The 24,333-nt window shown below is 59.9% G+C and carries 21 protein-coding genes and 2 pseudogenes; 6 read left to right on the top strand and 17 right to left on the bottom strand.

The window, feature by feature from the left end; translation table 11 throughout:
- Positions 1-40: 40 nt before the first annotated feature.
- From CHC01_RS21035 to CHC01_RS21005, 7 genes and pseudogenes are all read right to left on the bottom strand, one after another.
- Positions 41-760: an ABC transporter ATP-binding protein gene (locus CHC01_RS21035; protein WP_089266153.1), complete on the bottom strand. Its 720-nt coding sequence runs from the start codon at positions 758-760 to the stop codon at positions 41-43.
- A complete protein-coding gene (locus tag CHC01_RS21030) occupies positions 753-1,478 on the bottom strand; it encodes an ABC transporter ATP-binding protein (RefSeq protein WP_089266152.1) in 726 nt (241 codons plus the stop codon). The genes CHC01_RS21035 and CHC01_RS21030 overlap by 8 nt, the downstream gene beginning before the upstream one ends.
- Entirely contained in the window at positions 1,475-2,431 is a 957-nt protein-coding gene (locus tag CHC01_RS21025; RefSeq protein WP_089266285.1) for a branched-chain amino acid ABC transporter permease, read from the bottom strand. Before CHC01_RS21025 ends, CHC01_RS21030 begins: the two co-directional genes overlap by 4 nt.
- Before the next feature lie 58 nt (positions 2,432-2,489).
- Positions 2,490-3,359: a branched-chain amino acid ABC transporter permease gene (locus CHC01_RS21020; protein WP_089266151.1), complete on the bottom strand. Its 870-nt coding sequence runs from the start codon at positions 3,357-3,359 to the stop codon at positions 2,490-2,492.
- A gap of 206 nt (positions 3,360-3,565) precedes the next feature.
- Positions 3,566-4,096: a flavin reductase family protein gene (locus CHC01_RS21015; RefSeq protein ID WP_089266150.1), complete on the bottom strand. Its 531-nt coding sequence runs from the start codon at positions 4,094-4,096 to the stop codon at positions 3,566-3,568.
- Positions 4,097-4,190: 94 nt separating this feature from the next.
- On the bottom strand, positions 4,191-4,535 hold the full coding sequence (locus CHC01_RS21010; protein ID WP_244558457.1) for a VOC family protein: 345 nt from the start codon (positions 4,533-4,535) through the stop codon (positions 4,191-4,193).
- A 235-nt stretch (positions 4,536-4,770) separates the two neighbouring features.
- A pseudogene (locus CHC01_RS21005) lies at positions 4,771-5,151 on the bottom strand (cobalamin-dependent protein); the annotation flags it as partial.
- On the opposite strand from CHC01_RS21005, the pseudogene CHC01_RS33150 reads away from it, so the two are divergent.
- The 3 genes and pseudogenes from CHC01_RS33150 to ribB all read left to right on the top strand — a co-directional run.
- Positions 5,125-5,715, top strand: a pseudogene (locus CHC01_RS33150) (helix-turn-helix domain-containing protein); the annotation flags it as partial. The pseudogenes CHC01_RS21005 and CHC01_RS33150 sit on opposite strands and share 27 nt — an antisense overlap.
- 357 nt (positions 5,716-6,072) lie before the next feature.
- On the top strand, positions 6,073-6,621 hold the full coding sequence (locus tag CHC01_RS20995; protein ID WP_244558456.1) for an Lrp/AsnC family transcriptional regulator: 549 nt from the start codon (positions 6,073-6,075) through the stop codon (positions 6,619-6,621).
- A 144-nt stretch (positions 6,622-6,765) separates the two neighbouring features.
- On the top strand, positions 6,766-7,842 hold the full coding sequence (gene ribB, locus CHC01_RS20990; protein ID WP_089266148.1) for a 3,4-dihydroxy-2-butanone-4-phosphate synthase: 1,077 nt from the start codon (positions 6,766-6,768) through the stop codon (positions 7,840-7,842).
- Positions 7,843-7,868: 26 nt separating this feature from the next.
- Here the strand turns inward: ribB and CHC01_RS20985 are convergent, their stop codons facing one another.
- On the bottom strand, positions 7,869-8,738 hold the full coding sequence (locus CHC01_RS20985; RefSeq protein ID WP_141137141.1) for an AraC family transcriptional regulator: 870 nt from the start codon (positions 8,736-8,738) through the stop codon (positions 7,869-7,871).
- A 91-nt stretch (positions 8,739-8,829) separates the two neighbouring features.
- Between CHC01_RS20985 and CHC01_RS20980 the strand changes: the two genes are divergently transcribed.
- Genes CHC01_RS20980 through CHC01_RS20970 form a run of 3 tightly spaced genes read left to right on the top strand, consistent with a single transcriptional unit; the run spans position 8,830 to position 12,010 of the window.
- Positions 8,830-10,905 (top strand): FUSC family protein, encoded by a 2,076-nt coding sequence (locus tag CHC01_RS20980; RefSeq protein ID WP_176454657.1) that lies wholly within the window; start codon positions 8,830-8,832, stop codon positions 10,903-10,905.
- On the top strand, positions 10,902-11,120 hold the full coding sequence (locus CHC01_RS20975) for a DUF1656 domain-containing protein (protein WP_089266145.1): 219 nt from the start codon (positions 10,902-10,904) through the stop codon (positions 11,118-11,120). Before CHC01_RS20980 ends, CHC01_RS20975 begins: the two co-directional genes overlap by 4 nt.
- A complete protein-coding gene (locus CHC01_RS20970; RefSeq protein WP_089266144.1) occupies positions 11,117-12,010 on the top strand; it encodes an efflux RND transporter periplasmic adaptor subunit in 894 nt (297 codons plus the stop codon). The genes CHC01_RS20975 and CHC01_RS20970 overlap by 4 nt, the downstream gene beginning before the upstream one ends.
- An 89-nt stretch (positions 12,011-12,099) precedes the next feature.
- Here CHC01_RS20970 and pimD read toward each other — a convergent pair whose 3' ends face one another.
- The 9 genes from pimD to CHC01_RS20925 form a co-directional block, all read right to left on the bottom strand.
- Complete coding sequence (gene pimD / locus CHC01_RS20965; RefSeq protein ID WP_089266143.1) at positions 12,100-13,242, bottom strand: pimeloyl-CoA dehydrogenase small subunit; 1,143 nt, start codon at positions 13,240-13,242, stop codon at positions 12,100-12,102.
- Positions 13,243-13,413: 171 nt separating this feature from the next.
- Positions 13,414-14,601 (bottom strand): pimeloyl-CoA dehydrogenase large subunit, encoded by a 1,188-nt coding sequence (gene pimC / locus CHC01_RS20960; RefSeq protein WP_089266142.1) that lies wholly within the window; start codon positions 14,599-14,601, stop codon positions 13,414-13,416.
- A gap of 111 nt (positions 14,602-14,712) precedes the next feature.
- Complete coding sequence (locus CHC01_RS20955) at positions 14,713-15,309, bottom strand: ABC transporter permease (RefSeq protein ID WP_244558455.1); 597 nt, start codon at positions 15,307-15,309, stop codon at positions 14,713-14,715.
- A gap of 194 nt (positions 15,310-15,503) precedes the next feature.
- A complete protein-coding gene (locus CHC01_RS20950; protein ID WP_089266140.1) occupies positions 15,504-16,331 on the bottom strand; it encodes an ABC transporter ATP-binding protein in 828 nt (275 codons plus the stop codon).
- Between the two features lie 69 nt (positions 16,332-16,400).
- Positions 16,401-17,483 carry an ABC transporter substrate-binding protein gene (locus CHC01_RS20945; protein ID WP_089266139.1) on the bottom strand — a complete coding sequence of 361 codons (1,083 nt, stop codon included), beginning with the start codon at positions 17,481-17,483 and terminating at the stop codon, positions 16,401-16,403.
- Between the two features lie 223 nt (positions 17,484-17,706).
- Positions 17,707-19,803, bottom strand: a complete 2,097-nt coding sequence (locus CHC01_RS20940) for a 3-hydroxyacyl-CoA dehydrogenase NAD-binding domain-containing protein (RefSeq protein WP_089266138.1) — start codon at positions 19,801-19,803, stop codon at positions 17,707-17,709.
- A 97-nt stretch (positions 19,804-19,900) separates the two neighbouring features.
- Positions 19,901-21,085 carry an acetyl-CoA C-acyltransferase gene (locus CHC01_RS20935; protein WP_089266137.1) on the bottom strand — a complete coding sequence of 395 codons (1,185 nt, stop codon included), beginning with the start codon at positions 21,083-21,085 and terminating at the stop codon, positions 19,901-19,903.
- 15 nt (positions 21,086-21,100) lie between these two features.
- On the bottom strand, positions 21,101-22,753 hold the full coding sequence (gene pimA / locus CHC01_RS20930) for a dicarboxylate--CoA ligase PimA (protein ID WP_089266136.1): 1,653 nt from the start codon (positions 22,751-22,753) through the stop codon (positions 21,101-21,103).
- Positions 22,754-22,822: 69 nt separating this feature from the next.
- Complete coding sequence (locus tag CHC01_RS20925) at positions 22,823-24,331, bottom strand: tripartite tricarboxylate transporter permease (protein ID WP_176454656.1); 1,509 nt, start codon at positions 24,329-24,331, stop codon at positions 22,823-22,825.
- Positions 24,332-24,333 lie beyond the last annotated feature (2 nt).

Here is a 24,333-nt window from a genome sequence, read left to right as displayed (position 1 = left end):
GTCTGTCTTCTTCACCCACAGCTCGCCGGCTCGTCGCGCCTTACAATCCCAGATAAGCGCGCTGGACATCTGGGTTCTCAAGCAGTTCGCCGCTCGATCCGTGAAGCACCACGGACCCGTTCTCGAGGACATAGCCGCGGCTGCTCAATGCCAGCGATTTCGCTACATTCTGCTCGACGAGGAGGACCGTGATGCCCTGGTCGTTCAGCGATTTGACAACTCCGAACATCACGTCGGTGAGTGCGGGCGACAACCCGATCGACGGCTCGTCGAACATCACGACTTCCGGTTTCGACATGATCGCTCGGCCGATCGCCAGCATCTGTTGCTCGCCCCCGGACAGCGTTCCGGCCAATTGGCGGCGGCGCTCACGAAGCCGCTCGAACAGCTGATAGACGAATTCAAGCGTGCCCATCTGATCGTCTCTTGCCCGCTTGAGCGAGCCTCCGATGAGCAGATTGTCCTCGACGGAGAGGGCGCTGAATATCTGGCGGCCTTCGGCGACTTGGGCGATGCCCATTTCGCAGATCTCCCAAGGTGGCAGCCGCGTGATATCGACCCCTTTCATCCGGACGGAGCCACTCGACGACTGGACAATGCCTGCAATCGACCGGATGAGAGACGTCTTGCCAGCGCCATTCGCGCCGACGACGCAGATCAGTTCGCCTTTGCGAATTCGGAGCGACACGCCGTTCAGGGCATTGGAGCCATCATAAGCGACACAAAGGTCATCGATGGCAAGAAGAGCATCGTCAAGCATGGAAACCTGCCCCTAGATAACTTTCTAGCACTCGCGGATCGGCGACAACGTCCGACGGCTTGCCTTCGGCAATCTTGGCGCCGTGATGCAGCACCACGACCGTCGAGGCCACCTCCATCACGATCCGCATCACATGCTCGACCAGCAGGATCGTCAGCCCGCCTTCCGCGAGCTTTTGCAACACGCCGACCACGCCGGCCGCCTCGGTCGGCCGTAGCCCCGCCATCACTTCATCGAGGAGCAGTAATTTGGGGCGCGTCGACAACGCCTTGGCCATCTCCAACATCTTGCGATCGGGCAGCGTCAATTGATCGGTGCGCGCATTCGCCTTGCCAGCAAGGCCGACGCCTTCCAGGGACTCATAGGCTTTGGATCGCGCCTCCTTGACATTTGTCGTCCAAGTGAACGCCCCCACCATCGCATTCTCCAGCACCGACATGTCCCTCATCGGCCGCACGATTTGGAAGGTCCGCGCAATGCCCATGCGACAGACCTTTTCAGGCGGCGTCCGCTCGATCGAACACCCCTCAAACAGCACCTGTCCGCGGGTGGGGCTCAATGCACCTGCAACGAGATTGAAGCACGTAGTCTTGCCCGCGCCATTTGGGCCGATCAGGGCGGTGATGCGGCTCGCCGCCAGCGAGAAATTGACATCGTTGACGGCGACCAGTCCCTGGAAGGACTTGGTCAGGTTCTTCACTTCGAGCAACGCGGTCATTCTTCGACCTTCCGCAGTTGTGACAGTCGAACACGCGCCGGGAACTGGATCGCCCCATAAAGGCGGACGATGGCCGGCCAGATGCCGTCCGGCAGGAACCATACGACTAGGATCAGTACGGCCCCATATGCGATGCTGTTCAATCCCGGAATTCCGAGGCTGTCCCCGAGAGCGCCCATGGCATGGTGCAGCGGTATGGAGGCCATCGAGCCGATCAGCGGACCGAAAGCAGTGCCCAATCCACCCACCACGGGGCCGATGAGCACATCAACCGAAATTCCCATCCCCATGATCGAGTCTGGAAAGATCGCGCCCTGCACGAGGCCCAGCACGCCACCGCCGATCGCCGCCGTTGCGGCCGATATCGAGATCACCAAAATCTTGTGGCGAAAGGTCTGGACCCCGAGCGCGCGCGCCGCATCGTCATCGTCCCTCATCGCGCGCCAGACGTAACCCAGATAGGATCGCGAGATCATTTCGGTTCCCGCGACGCCAATGGCCGCGAGCGCGAGGGCAACGAAGTAATAGAACCGCGCATCGCCCCGCAGCATGACGATGTCCATCGAACCTGTCGGCGCTTGAAAGAACATTCCCTGCATTCCCCCCACATAGTCCCATCCGCCGAACATGATCCGGGCGAATTCAGCGGCGGCGATCGTGAGCAGCGCGAAGTAAATGCCGTGGACCTCGAACCGGAAGCTGAGCCACGCGAGCACGGCACCGACAAGACCGGCGATGGCCGCCCCCAGGATCAACCCGACCCATGGTGAGATTCCGTACTTGATGTTCAGGATGGCCACGGCATACGCGCCGATTCCGACAAACAGCGCGTGACCGATGGATAGCTGGCCACCGATCCCGAGCATGAGGTTCCAGGATTGTCCCATGAATGTGAACAGCAGGACGACCGTCAGGAGCGAAATGACATAAGCGTTGGACGTGCAACCCACCATCGCAAGGATGACGAAAACCAGAACGCCGGCACCCCATCGTTTCAGATCGCCGGTCTGATCAAACTTCTTTTGCACCGAAGAAACCTCTCGGACGGAGAATCAAAATGATAATCAAGAGTGCATACGGGAGCGCCGTCTTCATCGACGGCGTGAACATCAACGCCGCGATCGCTTCGGCCACCCCGATCGTAAGACCGCCCAGAAGAGCGCCTCCGAAACTGCCGAGACCGCCGACGATCACCGTCACGAAGGCCAGAAGTGTAAAGTCGACAGCGAGATAGGGCTGCGCGTCGAACAAGGGTGAGATCAGCGCACCGGCGACTCCGGCACAAGCGGAGCCGATGCCGAAGGTCACGGCGTAGACGCGCGGGATATTCAAGCCGACGACCATCCCGCCCAAGCGATTATTCGCAGCGGCACGAAGGGATCGGCCGAATGCAGAATACTTCAGGTAGGCGCTGAGAGCAGCGATGAGGAAGCCAGCTGTAGCCGCCGCCTGAATCCGCGCCCAATCCAGCGTGAGCGGCCCCACCGCAACGGTCTGGAACGACAGCTGCGAAGCCGTCGGCCGCGGATCAGGACCAAACGAGACCAGAAGCACGCCGCTGAAAAGAAGCGACAGGCCGATGAAGACGATGAACTGGTAGTGGTGCGGTCGATTGACGAACCGCTTCACGACCAGAACCTCCAGGAAATATCCAAACAGGAACATGACCACCGCGGCAATGGCGGCGGCTGCTATGATCGGGATGTCCCAGATGCGAACGGTCCAGTATCCGATATAGACCCCAAAGACCACCATTTCTCCATGCGCGAAATTGACGACGCGCATGACACCGAAAATGATGGTGAGGCCCAGTGCAACAAGTCCGTAAACCAGGCCGATGAGCACCCCGCCGGCGAGAACATTGAGCCAGAGCGACAGCATCAACACGCATCCGCTGGCAGATGGGTGAAGCATGTTGCAGAGAGAGCGCCTCGCTCATGACAGCGCGCCTCGCACGACCGACGCATCATGCGATACGCCTGATCTGAAAGCTCACGGTTAGCCCGGACGGGGACACTAAACTTTCTAGGCATATCGATTTGCTCCATTCTGGCTGTATCGCAATCGGTATTGCGTCGATGCTCGACTTATTGCTGAAGCGCTTTCGGTGCGGCGAAAGATCCATCCACATAGACGAGCGGCTCACCGCCCTTTCTCGTGGTCTGAGCCACGACCTCGCCCGTGAAGATTGTGTGGCTGCCCGAGCTGTGCGCGTTTACAACCCGGCAATCGAAGCTGCAAATCGCGTCTATCAGACTCGGCGCTCCGGTTTTGAGAGCACGCCACAAGGCGTCCGCGAAGCGGATATCGCCTTTGCTGCCGTCTTGGCCCGAAAAGGTTAGAGCCAAACCGAGATGCTCGATGCTCAGGATATTCCAGCAGAATAAGCCACTGCTTTTGATCGTGTCATGCGCCCCTGCAGATCGATTGACGCAGATGAGCACACTCGGCGGCTCGGTCGATAAAGAACAGCCAGCTGTCAGGGTCAGACCGTGCCGGTCAGGCATCCGGCCTGTCGTGACGATCGAGACTGCGCCCGGTACATTGCGCATGGCAATGCGGAATTCAGCGGGATCGAGCGATACCGGTTCGGACGCGGACGCTCCGGACGCTTGCATAGATGATACTCTCAGATTCATGTGAAAGATGCGCCCCGATATCGTCGATGGTGATCGGCGTTGGTGTCCGCCGTCTTATCTATGGGTGTCCGATCTATTTGATCGCTTGGTAGAACTGGATAACGTTGCCGCTCGGGTCGCGCACCTTCACTGCACGACCGTGGCTGGCCATGTCCCGAATTGCTTCAACTTGAGCACCGGCAGCTACGGCGCTCTCTATTGCAGCTTCCAGATTGTCGACATCAAACACCAAAACGGCATCTTGCAGTTGATCCGACACCGATTCAGCTGAACTGGCGACACAGAAAGCCGCGGGATCGCTCACGAACTGAATCCACTTTCCCGGGTCCACAAACCGCACCTTCAGACCCAGCCCTTCGTAGAACGAAGCCAGACGCTCTGGGTCGACCGCTGTGAGATAAACTTGCTTGAGTTTCACTTTTGAAATCCATTTGATCGATGCCCGCTGCAACCGATCGTCGATGGATAGTCACCCTGGCCGTCCAGCATTAATGCTTGAACAGCGCACATCGCATGTCGTTCACCGGCATTTTATGCTGCTGCGGCGATATGCCGGACAATTGGGTCCTTCGCTTGCCCCGTGCGATGTTTCAAACCTTCTTCGTCTGCAAACCCGGCGGCGTGGCATCCGGCTGTCCTCAACGCAGCAGACATCAGGAGACAGCAAAGTATCCGATCCGCGTATTGAGCTTTTGGAACAGTTCCTCCGCCGCTTCCGAGATCACGGTGCCGGGTGGATAAATCGCCTCGGCGACGGCCTTGTAGAGCTCGTCATAATCCTGCGGGGGCACCACGCCGCCGATGATGATCATGATGTCCTCGCGGCCCTGCTTCTTCAGCGCAGCCTTCTGTTCGGGTATCGCCGTCAGATGGGCGGCGGCGAGCGAGGAAAGGCCAAGGATATGCCCGTCGTTTTCGACGGCCTGACGCGCGGCTTCGTCGGCGGTGGCGAATAGCGGCCCCATATCGACGTCGAAGCCGATGTCGGCGAAGGCCGAGGCGATCACTTTCTGCCCGCGGTCGTGGCCGTCCGACATGATCTCGAACCGATCGCCATCCGGTTCGACGCCAGCCTGGAGCAGGTGGCCCGCCGTCTTTCCACACTGAAGCGCCCCGGGCCATAAAGGTGTGCCCGTGTTCTTTGCGCGCGTGGACCGTGCCGGCAACATCACCAAGCGCCATAGCGCCGCCAAATTGCAGTTCGCGCGCTATGGCGCGGCCTGCCCGCTCTGGAACGCTCACTAGGCCTTCAAAACACCGAGCCAGATCATCAGACAGCTCGTCGAGACGTCGGACGGCGTCCGCTTCTTATGCCTAGCCGCGGAATTGTCAAAAGCGCGTGCAGGATTCGAAGCCCCGCGTCCACGCTATGCAATTGCCCTTGGATACGAGATTTCCTACGCACAGAACTTCATCTATGCGGACGGGCCCGACTGCACCAACAAGGCTGCCTACGATCCGATCGGCATCTCATACCGGACCTGCGAGCGGGTGAATTGCTCGCAGCGTGCCGTCCCCCTCTCAAAAGCAAACTGTCAATCGATCCTAATATCAGAGAAGTTCTACCGTATCAGATCGTGCACGGTCCTGAGAGCTGATGGATTATCAGCTTAACCGCTCACCGGCACTTCGAGGTTTGCGCAGGCATCCGACGCCTAGCCAGCAACTACACTGCGCATCGAATATGCAAAAAATGGCTGAGAACTAAGCATTCAACTAATTGATCGCAACGCACAAAAACAAATTTGACGGTTTTTCGATACAAGTCGGCGTTTTGTCGAAATTCCATCGGCGCGCCTGAGGTTAGCATTTGTCATTCGGTTGTCACTCCGTCCCATAACGCGAGAGACGAGTCCGGATCCGTAACTGCTAGTTTTGGGAGACACGCGATGATGACGACCTCTCTCGACAGGATAGACATCAAGATCCTGAACGAACTTCAGCAGAACGCGAGCTTGACCAATGTCGAACTCGCGTCACGCGTCAATCTTTCACCGTCCCCGTGTCTCGCACGCGTCAAGACGCTCGAAAAACTTGGCGTGATCGACCGCCGAATCGCCGTTCTCGATCCTGCGTTGCTTGGCATCGGAGTGACCGCATTCATCCAGATCAAGCTCGAAAAGCAGGTCCAGACGTCGCTTGAAACGTTTACACGGGTAATCGATCGCCTTGCGCAGGTCATGGAATGCTATCTAATGACGGGCGACAGCGACTACATGCTCCGCGTCATGGTGTCCGACATCGAAGATCTTGAGGATCTCATCGTCAACAAGCTTTCGCGTATTCCCGGTGTTTCCAGCATTCGGTCCAATCTCGTGCTCAAACGCATTTCCCACAAGACCGTTCTCCCGCTCGACACCAATCACCCGATTACTGTGAAGGTGTGCAGCAGCTCATCTCGCTCTTTGGAGCGAACTACAAAGCCTCGATATGATGCAGCGAGCTCATCGCGATCCGATGCGCCCGTCGCATCGATGCCCGTTTCCCCAGCTATAGCGTGGTAGGACTACAAAGCGATCGAGACAAACATTTTGAGGTCTCGATGCATGCTTGAAGAGGCGCGCACTTATCTCGCAGGTGTCATATGCGGACCCATCTGCATGACCGCAGAGCTATCGTTCTAACTTCGTCGCAGGTGAGATCTTTCAATGGTGGCATCAATCAACACGGCATTGCGCGCTTTCGCCGAAGGCTCGATCGTCGTCGTCACCGACGATGATGATCGCGAGGGTGAGGGTGACCTTGTCGTTGCCGCGTCCCTGTGTACGGCCGAAAAGATGGCATTCATCATCCGGCATACATCGGGAATCGTTTGCGCGCCAATTACGGCCGACCACGCAAGGCGTCTTCGCCTGGACCCCATGGTCGTCAACAACGACTCGGCGCATACGACTGCCTTCACCGTATCGGTGGACTACCGGCCGGATAATGGGACAGGCATCTCGGCCGAGGAGCGAGCGTCATGTTGCCGCGCGCTCGCGAATCCCAACGCTGGCGCCAGCGATTTTTCCCGGCCCGGCCACATCTTTCCACTCATCGCGAAAGAGGGAGGTGTGCTCCTGCGATCAGGCCACACCGAAGCCGCCGTCGATCTGTGCAAACTAGTTAAACTCGAACCGATCGGCGTGATCAGCGAGCTGATGAATGACGATGGCTCGGTCATGAAGGGGCCGCAGGTCGCGGCATTCGCCGAAAGGTACGGACTGAAACATGTCACCATCGCTGATCTGATCCGCTTCAGGCAGGCCCGCGAGACGTTGATCGAACGCGTATCGAGCGTAACCGCGGACAGCCCAATCGGCCCGCTGCAGGGCTACTCCTATCGCTCTCCGTTCGATCCCATCCACCATGTGGCTTACGTTTATGGTGATCTGGGCGACGGCACCAACGTCCTCACGCGCTTCTACAAACCGAACATCTTGCGCGATTTGTTTTCGGGTAATGAACAGGCGAAGATGAACGTCGTTTTGAAGCACTTCAAAGACAATGGGACCGGTGTCCTCGTTTATCTGCGCGACGGCGCCGCAGGCGTCCCCCCGGCGCCGTTGGCACCAGGCTCCTCGCTTGAGGATGATCGCAACAGGCAATGGCGCGAGATTGGCGTGGGAGCCCAGATACTGCGAGATCTGAGGATCACATCCATCCGTCATCTCACATCCTCGACCCATCACTTCAGGGGATTGTCGGGCTTCGGCATCGAGATCATCCGGAACGAGTCGCTCTGATTGCAGCCATCGGTGTCTCCCGATGATCACGTCAGACGCCCCGGGGCATCCGGCGGGGCTGGCAGCCCATCACCAGCCAGATCCACCCGAAGGTGTAGTGTCTGATCGGCCTCGCGCTCAGAGAAATAGCGCGCGGGCGACTTTCCGAGCGCCTTCTTGAACATCGTGATGAAAGCGCTCACCGACTCATAGCCCAAAGCGCCCGAAACCGACTGAACCGTTTCTCCGGCAGACAGTTTCTGGATGGCAACGATGATCTGAAGTTGCTGTCGCCAGCGACTGAAGGTCATGCCCGTTTCGGTAACCACGAGACGCATCAGCGTCCGCTCGCCGAGCGCCGCCGCTTCCGCCCATTCCGCCACGGTCCGGCGGTCGGCCGGATTGTCCATCAAGGAATCGGCAATAAAGCGCAGTTTCGAATGGCGCGTAATCGGAAGGTGCAGCCTTTCGGTCGGCATGGCGATCAGCTCGTTCAGGAGCACCATTGCGATCTGTGCCGTGGGCCCCTGCGGATTATAAAGCGGCGGCAACGTCGCCATGCGGTAGATCAATTCATGCATCAGCGGCGTAATCGACAGGGTGCAGCATTCCTGCGGCACGTTTGCTGCTTCCATATCCACATAGAGAAAGAGCAGGCTGGCATTGGCAGTGACCCGATTGCTGTGCGGCATGCCGCCAGGGATCCAGACACCACAGCGCGGCGGGACCATCCATAGCCCGCTCGGCACCTCACAGGTCACCCCACCACGCTGCGCGAGGACGAGCTGTCCCTTGCGATGGGTGTGGACGGGCAGCTCATCCTCTTTCTCCTGCGTATCCACCATCCCCGCTACGATCGGACGGTCCAGACTGTCAGGATTGAAGTAACGGTAATGCTGATGAAGCGTGCCGCGCATTGTCATGTTTTCGCAATTAATTGGTAGACTATCGAAATCATTGCGAGACAGCAACGCCTATGGTCCGGATGCCTCACGGACGATCAGGACCATGCCGCAATCACTTCTGTCTCGGATTTTTGCCGCCGCATCACCCGGCCAACTCGACCCCAAATGGGCACTGTTCTCGGCGAATTCGTTCATCGCGGCGATGCTCGCGATCTATCTCGCCTTTCGTCTCGGATTGCAGCGGCCCTATTGGGCGATGCTTACCGTCTATCTAACCGCGCAGCCATTCGCCGGGGCAGTCCGGTCTCGCGCCGTCTATCGGTTTCTCGGGACATTGCTAGGCGCCTGCGCCGCTCTGGCGCTGGTACCGGTCCTAGTCGATCAGCCGGTCCTGTTGTCGGTCGCGGTCACCGCTTGGGCCGGGCTATGCCTCTATATCTCCCTGCAGGACCGCAGCCCGCGCAGCTATGTCTTCCTGCTGGCTGGCTACACCGCCACTACCGTCGCTTTTTCCAGCGTGAGCGCGCCGGCCATGGTGTTCGATACCGCGCTGTCGCGGGTTGAGGAAATCCTGCTCGGCATCAGTTGCGCAACGCTGGTGCATACGCTGCTATTCCCGAGCGATATCTCAAGCCCTGTTCTGAAAACACTGGGCGCCGCAGTCGCCGACGCCTTCGCTCGGACGACCGATGTGCTGTCAGCGCGTTCCGCCAACATGGATACCGGTCGCTGGAAGCTGGCCGCCGACATCACCCAACTCGACATGCTGTCGATGCATCTGCGCTATGACACCGCCGCGAGGAAGCCGGACCAGCGCACTATCGGCGCTGTGCAGGACCAGCTCGCATTGGTCCTGCCGATGCTGCTTGCAGTTGAGGACGGTCTCACCGCCTTGGGCGAGCGGCGCTCGGCGAAGCTCAACGGCCTGCTGGCAGACCTTGCCGGCTGGACGCAGAATCCGGATCGATCCCCGGGGGATGCGGACGAATTGATCGGCAGATGCGAGCGGTTCGAAGCAGCCAGCGGCTACGATCGCAGCGAATGGGATCGCCTTCTCGAAGCTGGGACGGTCGCGAGGTTGGCTATCTTGATCGACGCGCTGGCCTCCGCCCATGGCCTATGCGCAGCGCTGCACGGCCCCTCCCAGGGCTCAGCACGGAAGAGCAAAGCCAAATTCCCGCATCGACATGCGCGCCGGCACCTGCATCGCGATCCCGGCCTCGCCGCTTTGTCGGTCGCCGCTCTCGTCGTCGCGGTGCTCGGCTGCTGCGCGGTCTGGATCGCAACGGCATGGCCGGAAGGCGGTGTTGCCGCGCAGATCGCCGCGATCGCCGCCGCACTTTACAGCAGCCTCGACGACCCCGCGCCGACCCTGATCTCCTACGCGCTATGGACGCTGGCATGCCTGCCGCTCGCCGCCATCTACCTGTTCGTGATTTTCCCGGCAATCACCGGTTTCCCGATGCTGGTATTCTCGCTGGCGCCGACTTTTCTCGTCATCGGCTATCTGCAGGCCAATCCCCGCCATTTCATCAAGGCGCTGGCGCTCGGCCTCGGCCTGATCAGCGCGCTCGATCTACAAAACAAATTCAGCGCAGACTTCAGCGTATTCATCAACGGCAATGCAGCCGCGCTTGTCGGGCTGCTGGCAGCATTCATGGCGATACGCTGGCTGCGTTCGTTATCGGCATCACGCGCGGCGCACCGCCTGCTGCGCCAGGGTTGGTCCGATCTGGCGAGGCTGGCCGCAGCACGCCGGCCGATGATCCGCGCGCAATGGGTCGGCATCATGCTCGATCGCTTTGGCCTGGTCATCCCCCGCCTGGCCGCCTCCGGCACCGACATCGCGGTGGAAGGGCGCCGCTCGCTGGCCGCGCTGCAGATCGGCCTTGATCTGCTCGCTTTGAAGCAATGCACAATCCGCGGGGATGCCCAGACCGGCGGCGATGTCTCGAAGCTTCTGCCACTGCTGTCGCGCGCATTCCGCTGGCATGCGCGTGGCATTGCGGAGCTAAAACCCGACGACGCTCAAGCCCTTCTGACAGCGATCGACAGCGCGCTATGCGCCGAGATCGGCAAACACAAGATCCCCACACGACGGCAGCTCGCTCTGGTGGGCCTGCGTCGCACGTTGTTTCCACATGCCCGTGCTTTCTCATCCGAAGAGGCCATTCGATGAACGAGGAATTCTCCGTCGCAGGCGTATATGTGCCGACTTTCGCTTTGGCCTGTGTTTGTGCGCTTGCCATCTGCTTCATGGCATCCGCGACGAGCCGCAAATTCGCCGTCATCGATATCCGGAAATTTGCGTGGCACCCGGCGCTGTTCGACTTCGCCATCTTCGTAATCCTGATCAATATCTCCTACGCCATTCTGGGAAGGCTGCCGTCATGACGACAATGGGTTCAATTCTTCCGCGAATTCTGATCACCACACTGGCAGTGAGCGTCGCAACACCGATCGGTATAGGCATGTGGGAGCACTACGAGACAGCCCCTTGGACCCGAGACGGCCGCGTTCGCGCCGACATCATCGCCGTTGCGCCCGATGTTTCTGGTCTCGTTGAAGAGGTGCTGATCCGAGACAATCAACTTGTCCGCAAGGGCGACATCATGCTGCGGCTGGATCCCAAACGATTCCGCCTCGCGGTCCGACAGGCGGAGGCCGCCTTGGCTAACCGCGAAGCCGCGGCCGAGAGGGCTGCCAGCGATCGCACACGATACGAAAAGCTAAGCGAAGGCGTCGTGTCGCAGCAGCAGCGCGAGACGATCCGCGCGGCGGACCTGCAGGCCAAGGCAGCCTATAGCCAATCGGTCGCTGACCTCGATATCGCACGGCTCAATCTCGATCGCTCGGAAATTCGCGCGCCCGCTAATGGACGTGTGACCAATTTCGATTTGCGACCCGGCGCCTACCTTGCCGCAGGGCGCGGCATCATGGCCCTGATTGACACCGATACCGTGCGGGTCGAAGGTTATTTTGAGGAAACAAAATTGCCACGCATCCATGTCGGCGATGTCGTCGATGTAAGACTGATGGGCGGAGCGATTTTGCACGGGCAAGTCGAAAGCACCGCTGGAGGGATCGAGGACCGGGACCGGAGTTCGGGAGCAAGCATGCTTGCCAGCGTCAATCCGACTTTCTCATGGGTCAGGCTGGCACAGCGCATTCCGGTCCGAATTCGTATCAAGAGAGAAGATGTCGACGGTTTGGTCGTTGGAATGACTGCTACGGTTCAGGTGAGGGACCAAAGCATACGCTCAAAGCATAGCGCCGATCTTTGATGTTTAGTCGTTGATTGGCGAACAGCTCTAACATCCCACTAAAGGTCAGCGCTCACAGGCCGCTGTCCTGAGAAAGCCACCATCCTATGCTAGTCAATCCGCCCGTCCATCGCGGCGACCCGCGCTAGATGGAAATCGGCATCTCCGAATTGACTCTCGATCATCGTGAGCCGTTTGAAGTAGTGGCCGATCTTATACTCCATAGTTACGCCGACGCCGCCATGGAGGTGCACGCCGCCCTGGCCGACAAAGCGCCCCGAGCGGCCGATCTGCACCTTGGCGGCAGCAACCGTCTTCGTGCGTTCGTCTAAATCGGTGAAACTGGATGCCATGGAGGCCAGATAGGACATGCTGCGCGCAGTCTCCAGCGCGGTGAACATATCGGCGGCGCGGTGCTGCAGAGCCTGGAACGAGCCAATTGCCACGCCGAACTGCTTGCGCTCCTTGAGGTATTCGACCGAAATCTTCAGCGCCTCTTCCATCGCACCGACCGCCTCAGCGCAGAGCGCGATGCGGGCATCATCTACCACATGGTTGACAACAGATAGGCCGTCTTCGGCATTGCCGACCGCAGCGTCAGCGCCGACCTCGACATTGTTGAGCTTGATGTCGGCGGCGCGGCTGCCGTCCTGGGTCTCGTAGCCGCGGATATCTACGCCTTTGGCATTGGCCGGCACCAGGAACACGCCGACGCCCTTGGCATCGCGCTGGCCACCGGCGGTGCGCGCGGTAACGATCAGCGTGTCAGCCGTATCGCCATGGCCGACGACGAATTTCTCGCCGGACAATGTGTAGCCCGCACCGTTCTTCTGGGCCGAAGTGGTGACGTCGCCGAGGTCGTAGCGCGAATTCTTCTCGAGCTGCGCAAAGGCCAGCGTCTTCGAACCGTCGATTACGCCCGGCAGATGCGCGGCGCGCTGCTCAGATGATGCCCGACGGAGGAAGCCACCACCGATGACCACCGTGTCGAGATAGGGCTCGATGACGAGATTGCGGCCGAGCGCTTCCATCACGATCATGGCTTCGATCGGGCCGGCGCCGAAGCCGCCGTCATCCTCGCTGAACGGCAGGCCTAGCAGGCCCTGTTCGGCGAACTTGCCCCAGACGTCACGGCTCCAGCCGCCCTTTTCGGCGCGGTATTTCTTGCGGGCCTCGAAATCGTAGGACGACTTCAACAGGCCGTCGACACTGTCCTTGAGGAGGCGCTGCTCCTCGGAGAGATCAAAATCCATTTTCCATTTCCTTGAAATGCAGCATCGGGTCATTCCGGGGCGCGTCCGACCCTTGCCGGTCGCGAACCTGGAATCTCGAGATGAGAGTCTCTGAGATGCCAGGCCACGTCGGGATTCCAAGTTCGCTCGCGCAAGTGCGCGCACGCCCCGGGATGGCGTCGTGTGGTCAGATCACAGCCCCAGCACCGCTTTCGCGATGATGTTGCGCTGGATCTCGTTGGAGCCGCCATAGATCGACACTTTGCGGTAGTTGAAATAGGTCGGCGCGATCGGCGAGGCCCAGTCGTCCTCTTCGTTCTGCCCCTCGCCTTCCGGTGCGTATCGCGCCGCGAAGGGACCTGCGACTTCGAGCAGCAATTCGGTCAGAGTCTGCTGGATTTCCGAACCCTTGATCTTGAGGATCGAGGAAGCCGGATCCGGCTTGCCCTTGCCGTGCTTGCCTTCAGCGGCGACGACGCGCATCTGCGTCAGTTCGAGTGCCTTCAGCTCGATCTCTGTGGCGGCAAGCTTCTGGCGGAACTGCGGATCCTCGATCAGTGGCCGTCCACCAGCGATGGTCCGAGATGCCAGTTCCTTGATCCCGCGGATGCGCGCCTTGGAAACGCCGACACGAGCGATATTGACCCGTTCGTGGCCAAGCAGGAATTTGGCATAGTCCCAGCCCTTATTCTCTTCACCGACGAGATTCTCGGCCGGAACGACGACATCATCGAAGAAGACTTCATTGATCTCGGCGCCGCCGTCGATCATCTGGATCGGGCGGCAGGTGATGCCCTTCGACTTCATGTCGATCAGAATGAAGGAGATGCCCGCCTGTTTCTTGGCAGCGGGATCGGTGCGGCAGAGGCAGAAGATCCAGTCGGCATATTGACCGAGGGTCGTCCAGGTTTTTTGCCCATTGACGATCCAGGTGTCGCCGTTCTTCTTCGCGGTGGTTTTCAACGACGCAAGGTCCGAGCCCGCGCCTGGCTCGGAAAAGCCCTGGCACCACCAGTCGTCCATATTGGCAATGCGCGGCAGATAGTGCTTCTTTTGATCGTCGTTGCCGAATGTGTAGATGACGGGACCGACCATGTTGACACCAAATGGCAGCGGTGACGGTGCGGGGTACTTCTGCAATTCCTCCAGGAAAATATACTTCTTCACCGCGCTCCAACCGGTGCCGCCATATTCGACAGGCCAGTGCGGTACGCCCCAGCCTTTCCTGTTCAGCACGCGCTGCCAGGTGACCAGCTCGTCCTTGCTGACATGCCGGGTCGCCATCAGTTTGGCGCGCACCGCCGAACCGACATTCTCATCGAAGAACGTGCGGACTTCGTCACGAAATGCGATTTCCTCGGCCGTAAAGCTCAGATCCATAACACCAACGACTCCGAATTCGGCGGGCGACGGCCCGCAACCATGCTTTGACACCCCCTTTGTCACGGGAGCGCATCTGCGATCTGTAGGATTTGACGGCTCGAACGCGATCTAGTGCGGCATCACCGCCGGCTGCTCGCGCCGGATCCAAAAAATATACCGACGCCCGGCGAAGCGCGTGATGCTGTGCAGAACCATGCCGATCGCAGACAGGACAATCAGGATCGCGAACACGCCCGTGATATCGAGATTGAAATTGTAACTCATGATCAAGTAGCCGAGGCCAGCCTGCGCGCCCACGAATTCGCCGACGATCGTGCCGATCACCGCCAGCACGGACGCAATCTCGAGGCCTGCGAAGATCAGGACCAGCGCGGAAGGGATGCGAAGGCGAATCAGGGTTTGCAGTTTGGTCGCGCCATAGGCCTTCATCATGTCAAGTTGATCGCGATCTGTGGAATTGAAACCGGAGATTACGCTCACCAGGATCGGGAAGAAGCAGATCAGGGCCGTAATGACGACCTTCGAGGTCAATCCATAGCCGAACCAAATGACGAGAAGCGGCGCAATCGCGACCTTTGGAACGGTCTGCATTGCAACCAGATACGGATAGACGAATTTCTCGATCACTGGCACCATGGACACCAACGCCCCGACGACAAGCCCGGACGCGATTCCAACACCGAAACCGACTAGAATCTCCGTCAATGTGACCATCAAATGCGGCCACATCGTCCCCTCGCTCAGCAACGCGTAAAGTCTCACGACTACACCGCTGGGGGCCGGGACCACCAATGGAGAGACGTGGCCAAACCGGCAGATCGCCTCCCAAACCGCGAGGAGGACAATGGCAAAAGCAATCATCTGAATTCGGGCAATTAGCGGATCCGCATACTTGTTGTTCATAGTGATGCCCCCGTCGGCGCGTCCGAACCGAAAATTGTCCTTATTCGATCACAAATCTCACCGAAGCGATTGTCGGCCATCGTCTTGAGGCTGCGTGGCCGCTCGATATCGACGTCGATGACATCCGAGATGCGGCCAGGTCGGGGCGACATAACAACCACGCGGTCACCGAGTAGGACGGCCTCCGGAATACTGTGGGTGATGAACAGGACGGTTTTCTTCTCTTCGGAACACACACGCATCAATTCGACATTCAGCGATTCACGCGTCATGGCGTCGAGCGCGCCGAACGGTTCGTCCATCAAAAGAACTTTAGGCTCCCGCATCAGCGCACGGCAAATCGCAACGCGCTGCTGCATACCTCCCGATAGCTCGAACGGATACTTCTTGGCGAAATCTGCAAGTCCCATAAAAGCCAGCCAGCGCTCAGCGCGCCGTCTGGTCGCCTCTGATCGGTCCTTCTTCAGGTGTGGCGACAGCAGTACGTTATCGAGCACGGTATTCCACGGCAGCAATAGCGCCTGCTGAAAGACGATGCCGACGTCGGACCGCGGGCCACGCAGAATCTCGCCATCGAAATTCACGGCCCCCGACGTCACCGAGGTCAATCCGGCCAGTATGCGCAGCAGCGTCGTCTTTCCGCATCCGCTCGGTCCCACGACCGAAACGAACTCGTTCTCCTTGATGTCGAGATTAACCCTTTCAAGTGCGGTCACGACCTCGCCCGAATGGGTGGCGAATTTTTTCTCGATATTCTCGACCCTGATAAGCGTCCGGTCCGGATGCGCCAGCCTATCGGCCTCTCTTGCGGGAGACATCAGCATGCATGTATCTCGTTCGTTTGATGAAGGTTGTGCGCGCTCGCGCGGCGGCGATATCGGATTTGCTGCGCGCTACCGCAGCGTTTTCAGATCGAAAGCCTTGGCTTGCTTTGCGATTTCTGCCCGATCGTAATCATTGATTTGATCGACCAGCTCGCTGGTGAACATGCGCGACGTCGGAATTGGCTTTGCAATCTGGCCGCCCTGCAGCAAGAAATCGCTTAGATCCTTCCACCGCGTTTCGATGAAAACGCCGCGCTTATCGCCGACCTCGGGATCTATCCAAAAATCCCAAGAGGACGCCATCTTCAACCCGCGTTCCATCTTTTGCTCCGCGCTGCCTTCGGCAGGCTTGGTTTCCGGATAGACCTTCCACGTCATCAGGACGCAAGCCACCCGGTTGGCCAGGCAGAAATCGAGGCCCTTTGACAACGCGCGGCCGAATCCGGCGAGGAGTTTCGGCTTCTTCTTGATCGTATCGTTGGTCGCCAGAAGCGAGACGTCCGGAAGCTTGGCGAGCTTGTCCTCGATTTTCAGCTGCCTGACCGGCCAGCCGGCGAGTTCGAACGTGACGTTCGCAGTCTCCCAGAACACGATCGCATCGACCACTTTCTGCTTCATAGCCGCGATCGCCTGCCCGCCCGCGCCGATCGGAATGAAGGTGACATCGCGGTCCGGGTTCAGCCCCGCAGCGCGAAGATAAGCCTTGCCGTAGTTCATGCCCGCGCTGCCGAGCGCCGTCACGCCGATGCGCTTGCCTCTGAGTTCTGCAACGGACTGGATCGCGCTATCGGCCGGAACCGAAAGAGACCAGATGTTGCGATATTCGACGCTAGAGAAGTAGCGCAGGTCCAAGGGAGCCGCTGCGCCCTCCTGCATGGCGATCACGGCCTGCGCCGGACTGGCCCAACCGATCGGAGCGTTGCCCGTGGCGACCTGGATCGCGACCTCGTTAGATCCTGCGGCCAGGATATAGTCGACCTCCAGCCCCTCCTTTTCGAGGTAACCGAGATATTTCGCTGCGATGAACGGCGCGATCGCCTCGTTCGCGTTGCGCTGCGGCAGCAGGACGTTGATCTTTTCGGCGGCTACGGCGCTTGAAAATGCGCCGCTGGTGGAAACCGTCAGGAGAAAAACAGCGAGAAGCTTATTCATGTTCTTAAATCCCCGAGTTACTGCCAATTGACATTTCACAGAAGGCTAATTTGAAATTTGCTCGTGCACAAGCTTAGTGCTTGCCTACGAGTGACCAAAGTTTGCTCAGATCGTCGTCAGTTATTGTTCGGCGCATTGTTCTCTGCTGCGAGGCTGCTCGCGCGACTTGCAGCGCGAGCAGCCTGAGCACGTGATGGCGTCTTAATTCCTCGGCGGAAATCCGTCAGCCGCGCGAATTTGCGACATTGAGCGATGTAAAGGATGCGCCCTCTCGCGCCAGACGCGCGAGCAGAGCGGTTGGCTTCAACGCAGGCTCGTTCAGGGTCTCCGCATAGAACTCGAGACGTTCGACGATCGTCTTGAGACCGACGAGATCAGCATAGAACATCGGACCGCCGCGATGGATCGGCCAGCCGTAACCGTAGAGCCAGATCACATCGATGTCGCCAGGGCGGGCCGCGATATTCTCCTCGAGGATGCGCGCGCCCTCGTTGATCATCGGATAGATCATGCGCTCCATGATTTCCTGGTCACCGATCGCGCGTCTCGTCAGGCCGAGGCGCCTGCACGTCTCATCAATGATTTTTTCCACCTCCGGATCGGAGATAGGCGCACGCGAGCCTGGCTCGTATTTGTAATAACCCTTTGAGGTCTTCTGACCGAGGCGACCGGCTTCGCAGATGGCGTCGGCGATATCCCAGCGGACGCCGCGGTCCTGGCGCGAGCGCCAGCCTATATCGAGACCCGCGAGATCGCCCATGGCGAACGGTCCCATGGGCAGCCCGAAGCGCGTGAGCACGCGATCGACCTGTTCGGGAAGCGCGCCGCTCTTGAGCAGAGCTTCGCCTTGCAGGCCTCGAACGGCCAGCATGCGGTTGCCGACGAAGCCGTGGCAGACGCCGACGACAACCGGTGTCTTCCGCATGCGCTTGGCCAGCGTTGTTGCCGTCAAGAGGGCATCGGTCGCGGTCTTCTCGGCGCGCACGACCTCGCAGAGCTTCATAATATTGGCTGGCGAGAAGAAGTGCATACCCAGCACGTCCTGCGGGCGCTTCGTGACGGCCGCGATCTCGTTGATATCGAGATAGGAGGTATTTGTGGCGAGCACCGCGCCGGGTCGAGCATGGGCATCTATGGCGGTAAATACTTCTTTCTTAATCGCCATGGTTTCGAACACGGCTTCGATGACGAGATCGGCGTCCTTGACGTGTTCGAGACCGACCTTGCCGTCGATCAGCGCCATCCGCTTGGCCGGCTCATCCGCCGCGATGCCGCCGCGGGCAGCCGTGGCCTCCCAGGTCTTCTGTATCATGTCGAGGCCGCGGGTCAGTTGCGCTTCCCCGGTCTCGATCAGGGTCACCGGAATGCCGGCATTGGCGAAGGACATGGCGATGCCGCCACCCATGGTGCCGGCGCCGATGATGGCGACGCGCTCGACCGGGCGCGGCTTCACGCCATCCGGCACGCCCTGAATCTTGATTGCTTCACGCTCGGCAAAGAAGGCATGGCGCTGCGCCTTGGACTGATCGTCGGCGACCAGCTTCAGGAAGCTCTCGCGCTCCTGCTTCAACGCCTCGTCGAATGGCGTATCGAGGGTCCAGCTCACGGCCTCGGCGCATGCCAGCGGCGCATTCATGCCGCGCCCCTTCTTTGTTGCTGCCGCTGCGGCGGCCGTGAAAAGCGAACGATCCGCCCGGGCGGCCGCGAGCCTTGAATCGTCATTGCGCAGCAGCCGCAACGGGCGCCGTTCGGCAACGACGCTCTTCGCGAAGGCAACTGCGCCATCCACTGGGTCCTCGACAATATCGTCGATCAGGCCGTGCTCAAGCGCCTCGACCGCGCCGATCGGTTCGCCGGTCACGATCATCTTGACGGCAAATTCCGGGCCGACCGCGCGCGGCAGGCGCTGGGTGCCACCGGCGCCGGGCAGCAGACCGAGCTTGACCTCGGGAAGGCCGAGCTTGGCACTGCTGACGGCGACGCGAAAATGACAACCGAGCGCGAGTTCAAGGCCGCCGCCGAGCGCGGTGCCATGGATCGCAGCAATCACGGGCTTGCTGCAGCTCTCGTTGCCGGCGATCACCTCATTGAGGGCCGGCGGCTGCGGCGGCTTGCCGAATTCGGTGATGTCCGCGCCGGCGACGAATGTGCGTCCGGCACAGGCGATCACAATGGCATCGACCGCAGCGTCCGCATCTGCGGCTTTGACGTTATCGAGGATGCCGCGGCGAACGGCCGCGCTCAACGCATTCACCGGCGGCGCGTCGATGGTAATCACCGCGCAACGATCGACCACCGCGAGCTTGACGAGTTCGCTCAATTTAATTCTCCGATCAGGACTATATTAGTTTTGCGCGCAGCACTGTCCGGCCCAGTCGGCCCCACATCGCTGCGCAATGCTTTAACAGGGGCTCGGATCAGTGGACGATCTCGAACAAGCCGGCGGTTCCCATGCCGCCGCCCACGCACATGGTGGCGACGCCGTATTTGGCTTTGCGGCGGCGGCCTTCGATCAGGAGATGACCCGCCAGGCGCGCGCCGCTCATCCCATAGGGATGCCCCATGGAAATGGCTCCGCCATTGACGTTCAGTTTCGCAGGGTCAATGCCGAGCTTGTCTCGGCAGTAGAGCACCTGAACCGCAAAGGCTTCGTTGAGCTCCCACAGGTCGATATCATCGATGCCAAGGCCGTGACGCGCGAGGAGGCGCGGGACGGCGTAGACGGGGCCGATACCCATTTCGTCCGGCTCGCAGCCTGCCGACACGAAGCCGCGGAAAATGCCGAGCGGCTTCAGACCACGCCGCGCCGCTTCCTGGTCGCTCATGATCACCATGGCGCTTGCGCCGTCTGACAACTGGCTGGCATTGCCGGCCGTGATGCTGCCGCCCTCGCGCACCGGCTTCAGCTTGGCGAGCCCGTCCTGCGTCGTATCCGGACGCGGTCCCTCGTCCTGCGAGAACGCGACGTCTTTCAGGCTAGTTTCCTTCGTCTCCTTGTTCGCCACCGACATCGTGGTCGACAGTGGCACGATCTCGTCGTCGAATTTTCCGCTGGCCTGGGCCGACGCAGTGCGCATCTGGCTGTCGAAGGAATACTCGTCCTGGCGGTCTCGCGAGATCGCATAGCGACTGGCGACCACCTCGGCGGTGTCGAGCATCGGCATATAGATGTCCGGCTTCATCTCCATCAATACGGAATCGACGGCGCGATATGTGTTGGCATGTTCGTTCTGCACCAGGCTGATCGACTGGCCGCCACCGCCGACCGCAATCTGCACGCCGTCATGGATCACCGAGCGTGCGGCGATGGCGATGGCCTGCAGTCCCGATGCGCACAGGCGATCGACTGTCGTACCCGACACGGACACTGGAAGGCCCGCGCGGAGCAACGCCTTGCGGGCGATGTTGCCGCCCGTCGTGCCCTGCTGCATGGCGGCGCCCATGACCACGTCCTCGATGTCGCCCGGATCGACCTGGGCGCGCATCACTGCCGCCTTGATCGCTTCGCCCAGCAGCGTGGCACCATCGGTGTTGTTCAGCGCGCCGCGATAGGCCTTTCCAATCGGCGTACGCGCAGTCGATACGATAACGGCATCAGTCATAGGATAACTTCCATTTTAAGCAGAACGGGACGAGAGTTGATCGCGGAGCGCCTGCCGGGACAGCTTGCCGACATTGGTGCGCGGCAGCTCGTCGATGAAATCGACTGCTGCTGGCAATTCGTGCTTGCCGATTTTGCCGGTTAGGAAGGCGCGCAGGTCGTCGATGCCGAAGCGCGCAGCTCCGGGCCGTAGCGTGACGTAGGCTTTGGCAGCTTCTCCGCGATATTCATCCGGAATGCCGATGACCAGGACTTCCTTGACGTCAGGATGGGTGTAGATCGCCTGTTCAATCAGCTGCGGATACACATTGAAGCCGCCTGAGATGATGAGATCCTTCTTGCGATCGACCAGATAGAACCAGCCATCTGCGTCCATGTAGCCGATGTCTCCGGTCAGGAAGCGATCGCCGATGAACCATTCGGACCGATCCTCGTCACGCTTCCAGTAGCCATTCGTGACGTTTGGTCCGCGGATACGCAATTCGCCAACCTCCCCGACGGGCAGAACGCGATACGGATCGTCATGCGCAACGATGTCGATTTCGATGCCCGGCAGCATCAGGCCGATCGAGCCCGGCCTGTCCGGACCGCTTGATGGATGCGTCGTGCCCGGCGAGCATGTTTCCGTCATGCCCCAACCGCTACGCAAGCGGATACCGGTCTTACACTCGAAGATCGCAGCGACCTCCACCGGAAGCGGCGCACCGCCGGAACTGCAATAGGCCAATGACGAGAGATCGCGGCGGTCCAGATCTCGCAGACCGGTGATGGCGATCCACATGGTCGGCACGCCGGGAAATACCGTCGCGCGCTTGACCTCGATATCGCGCATAACCTCGTCGAGATCGAAACGCTGATGCAATGAGATGAGATCACCGTAACGCAGCCGCTTCATGAGGATGAGAGTCAACGCATAGATGTGAAACAGAGGCAGGGCGCAGATCACCCGCTCCGCGGCGTTCCGCTTTCTCCGGAAGGATCGCGTCCAGACTTCCCGGATCGACACCGCAGCAGTCAGATTGCGATGCGAGAGCATCGCGCCTTTGGGCAAGCCGGTCGTTCCTCCGGTATATTGAAGCAGTGCGACGTCATCGAGCTCGATGACTGGCCAGTGCGCAGGCTGCTGGGCTCCAGCAACGAACTCCCGGTAGGTAACGATCTGCGCCCGCTGGTCGTAGGATGCCAGCGTGTTCTTCGTCTCGCCCCAGGCTTCGTCTTCGCAAACGATGATGCGATCGATGACACCCGCCTCTAGAAACTGGAGCGCCCGCGGGAGGATGGATGACAGGTTGCTGGTGACAACGACGCGCGCACCACTGTCGGACAGTTTGTGCTTCAACGTGATCTCGCCGTCCAGCGGGCTGAGGTGCACGATACGCGCACCCGCCTTCAACGCGCCGAAAAAATTAATCGGGTGATCTGGCGTATTTCCGAGAAACAGTCCGATCGTGGTGTTCTGCGCGAGACCATCGCGCAGATACGCTGTCGCGGCTTCGGCCACTCTGGCATTCAGCTCGAAATAGGTGATCTGCCGATCGCGAAATTCGATCGCAGGACGATCTGCGAACGTTCGTGCTGACGTTTCAAGCAGGTCGGACACGAGGCACGCCTTGATGGGCTCGTTCCACCGCACGCTCTCCGGGTAATGTTTCTCGCCTGGATATTGCATCCAATTTCCTCCATGCAGCGCCGCACGGATGCGGCGTGAGCCACAGCCGTGATGGATCGGAACTGTTTGTTATGCTGGCTTTGCGGGACTGACGTTTCGCTTGATGATCGCTGCAATTGATGGTCCGACGACCGCTACGACGCAGAGGACGGACAACGTGGCGCTGATCGGTCGGGTGACGAAAATCGACAGGTCACCCCCACTGAGAAACAGCGTTTCGCGCATCGATTTCTCGAAAATCGGACCGATGACAATCCCAAGGACCAGCGGAGCGAGATCGAAACCGATCTGGCGTAGGACGGCGCCGACTGCACCGAAGCCGACCAGAACGCAAAGATCCCAGTAGCTGCTACGCATCGTGTAGACGCCGATGAAGCTGATAGCGAAGATGAATCCGATCAGGGCATATTGCGGCACCCGTAGCAGGCGGACCCAGATGCCCACGAGCGGCAGGTTCAATGCGAGCAGCGCGATATTTCCGATATACATCGAAGCAAGCAGTCCCCACACCACGTCCGGATGCTGCGAGAGCAGCAAAGGTCCTGGCTGGATGCCCTGAACGATCAAAGCTCCGAGCATTAATGCGACGTTGGGCGTGAATGGAATGCCAAGGCTCAGCACCGGCACGAGAGCCGAAGTCGCAACGGCATTGTTGGCGGCCTCAGGCCCGGCAAATCCCTCGATGGCTCCTTGGCCAAATTCATCTCGATGCTTTCGCGCGATCGCCTTCTCGACTCCGTAGGACGCGAATGTCGAGGTCAGCGATCCCGGTCCTGGTAGTAGACCAATCAGGAATCCGATGCCCGAGCCGCGCACGATGGCGGGCCATGCGCGCGACCATTCGGCGCGCGTTGGAATCATGTCACGCAAGCGTACGGTTTCGGCACGCGGAAATCCCTTGTTGGAGGCGACGACATGAAAGAGCTCGCTCAGCCCGTAAAGACCCAACGTTACCGGAACGAGATCGAATCCCAGTGCGAGACTATTTGTATCAAACGTGAAACGCGTGTCGCCACCCACAGCATCGACGCCGATCGTTGCCAGCGCGACGCCGATCAGAAGCATCAACATGTTCTGCGCCGGATCGCTGCCTGTGATACGCACCAGCGTCAGCCCGCCAAGCAGCGCCAGGAGGCAGAATTCCGGAGACGAAAAGTGCAACGCGAGATCGGCCAGGATCGTCATGAACAGGCTAAGCCCGACAATGCTGATCGTGCCGGCGATGAAGGATCCGACGGCGCAGATCATCAGGGCGGCGCCCGCTCGTCCCTTCCGCGCGAACTCGTAGCCGTCGATGGTGGTGACGATTGATCCACCCTCGCCCGGAATCTTGAGGAGGATGGCCGTGGTCGACCCACCGTACATGGCCCCGTAATAGATGCCGGCCAACATGATCAGACCAGTTACTGCGGAGAAGTGCACCGTGATCGGCATCAGGATGGCCATGGCGCCAAGCACGCCAAGACCGGGCAAGACGCCGGTTGCCGTACCGACCAGCGCGCCCAGCAGTGCGGCGCCGATATTGACAGGCTGAAGCGCGACTGCGAAGCCGCCGAACATATGAGCGAGCAGATCCATCA

This window comes from Tardiphaga sp. OK246, from assembly GCF_900188215.1.
GTDB classification, from domain to species: Bacteria; Pseudomonadota; Alphaproteobacteria; order Rhizobiales; family Xanthobacteraceae; genus Tardiphaga; species Tardiphaga robiniae.
This window is presented reverse-complemented; position numbering and strand designations above follow the sequence as displayed.

What these genes read in the sequence shown, in the direction of transcription:
- CHC01_RS20970 (WP_089266144.1), top strand. Translation starts at nt 11,117, where the DNA reads ATGACGACAATGGGTTCAATTCTTCCGCGAATTCTGATCACCACACTG.
- CHC01_RS20975 (WP_089266145.1), top strand. Translation starts at nt 10,902, where the DNA reads ATGAACGAGGAATTCTCCGTCGCAGGCGTATATGTGCCGACTTTCGCT.
- CHC01_RS21025 (WP_089266285.1), bottom strand. Translation starts at nt 2,431, where the DNA reads ATGGTGGGTTGCACGTCCAACGCTTATGTCATTTCGCTCCTGACGGTC.
- CHC01_RS20925 (WP_176454656.1), bottom strand. Translation starts at nt 24,331, where the DNA reads ATGGATCTGCTCGCTCATATGTTCGGCGGCTTCGCAGTCGCGCTTCAG.
- CHC01_RS21035 (WP_089266153.1), bottom strand. Translation starts at nt 760, where the DNA reads ATGCTTGACGATGCTCTTCTTGCCATCGATGACCTTTGTGTCGCTTAT.
- CHC01_RS20935 (WP_089266137.1), bottom strand. Translation starts at nt 21,085, where the DNA reads ATGACTGATGCCGTTATCGTATCGACTGCGCGTACGCCGATTGGAAAG.
- ribB (WP_089266148.1), top strand. Translation starts at nt 6,766, where the DNA reads ATGGTGGCATCAATCAACACGGCATTGCGCGCTTTCGCCGAAGGCTCG.
- CHC01_RS21030 (WP_089266152.1), bottom strand. Translation starts at nt 1,478, where the DNA reads ATGACCGCGTTGCTCGAAGTGAAGAACCTGACCAAGTCCTTCCAGGGA.
- CHC01_RS21015 (WP_089266150.1), bottom strand. Translation starts at nt 4,096, where the DNA reads ATGCAAGCGTCCGGAGCGTCCGCGTCCGAACCGGTATCGCTCGATCCC.
- CHC01_RS20950 (WP_089266140.1), bottom strand. Translation starts at nt 16,331, where the DNA reads ATGCTGATGTCTCCCGCAAGAGAGGCCGATAGGCTGGCGCATCCGGAC.
- CHC01_RS21020 (WP_089266151.1), bottom strand. Translation starts at nt 3,359, where the DNA reads ATGCTGTCGCTCTGGCTCAATGTTCTCGCCGGCGGGGTGCTCATCGGC.
- pimC (WP_089266142.1), bottom strand. Translation starts at nt 14,601, where the DNA reads ATGGATCTGAGCTTTACGGCCGAGGAAATCGCATTTCGTGACGAAGTC.
- CHC01_RS20980 (WP_176454657.1), top strand. Translation starts at nt 8,830, where the DNA reads ATGCCGCAATCACTTCTGTCTCGGATTTTTGCCGCCGCATCACCCGGC.
- CHC01_RS20945 (WP_089266139.1), bottom strand. Translation starts at nt 17,483, where the DNA reads ATGAATAAGCTTCTCGCTGTTTTTCTCCTGACGGTTTCCACCAGCGGC.
- pimA (WP_089266136.1), bottom strand. Translation starts at nt 22,753, where the DNA reads ATGCAATATCCAGGCGAGAAACATTACCCGGAGAGCGTGCGGTGGAAC.
- pimD (WP_089266143.1), bottom strand. Translation starts at nt 13,242, where the DNA reads ATGGATTTTGATCTCTCCGAGGAGCAGCGCCTCCTCAAGGACAGTGTC.
- CHC01_RS20985 (WP_141137141.1), bottom strand. Translation starts at nt 8,738, where the DNA reads ATGCGCGGCACGCTTCATCAGCATTACCGTTACTTCAATCCTGACAGT.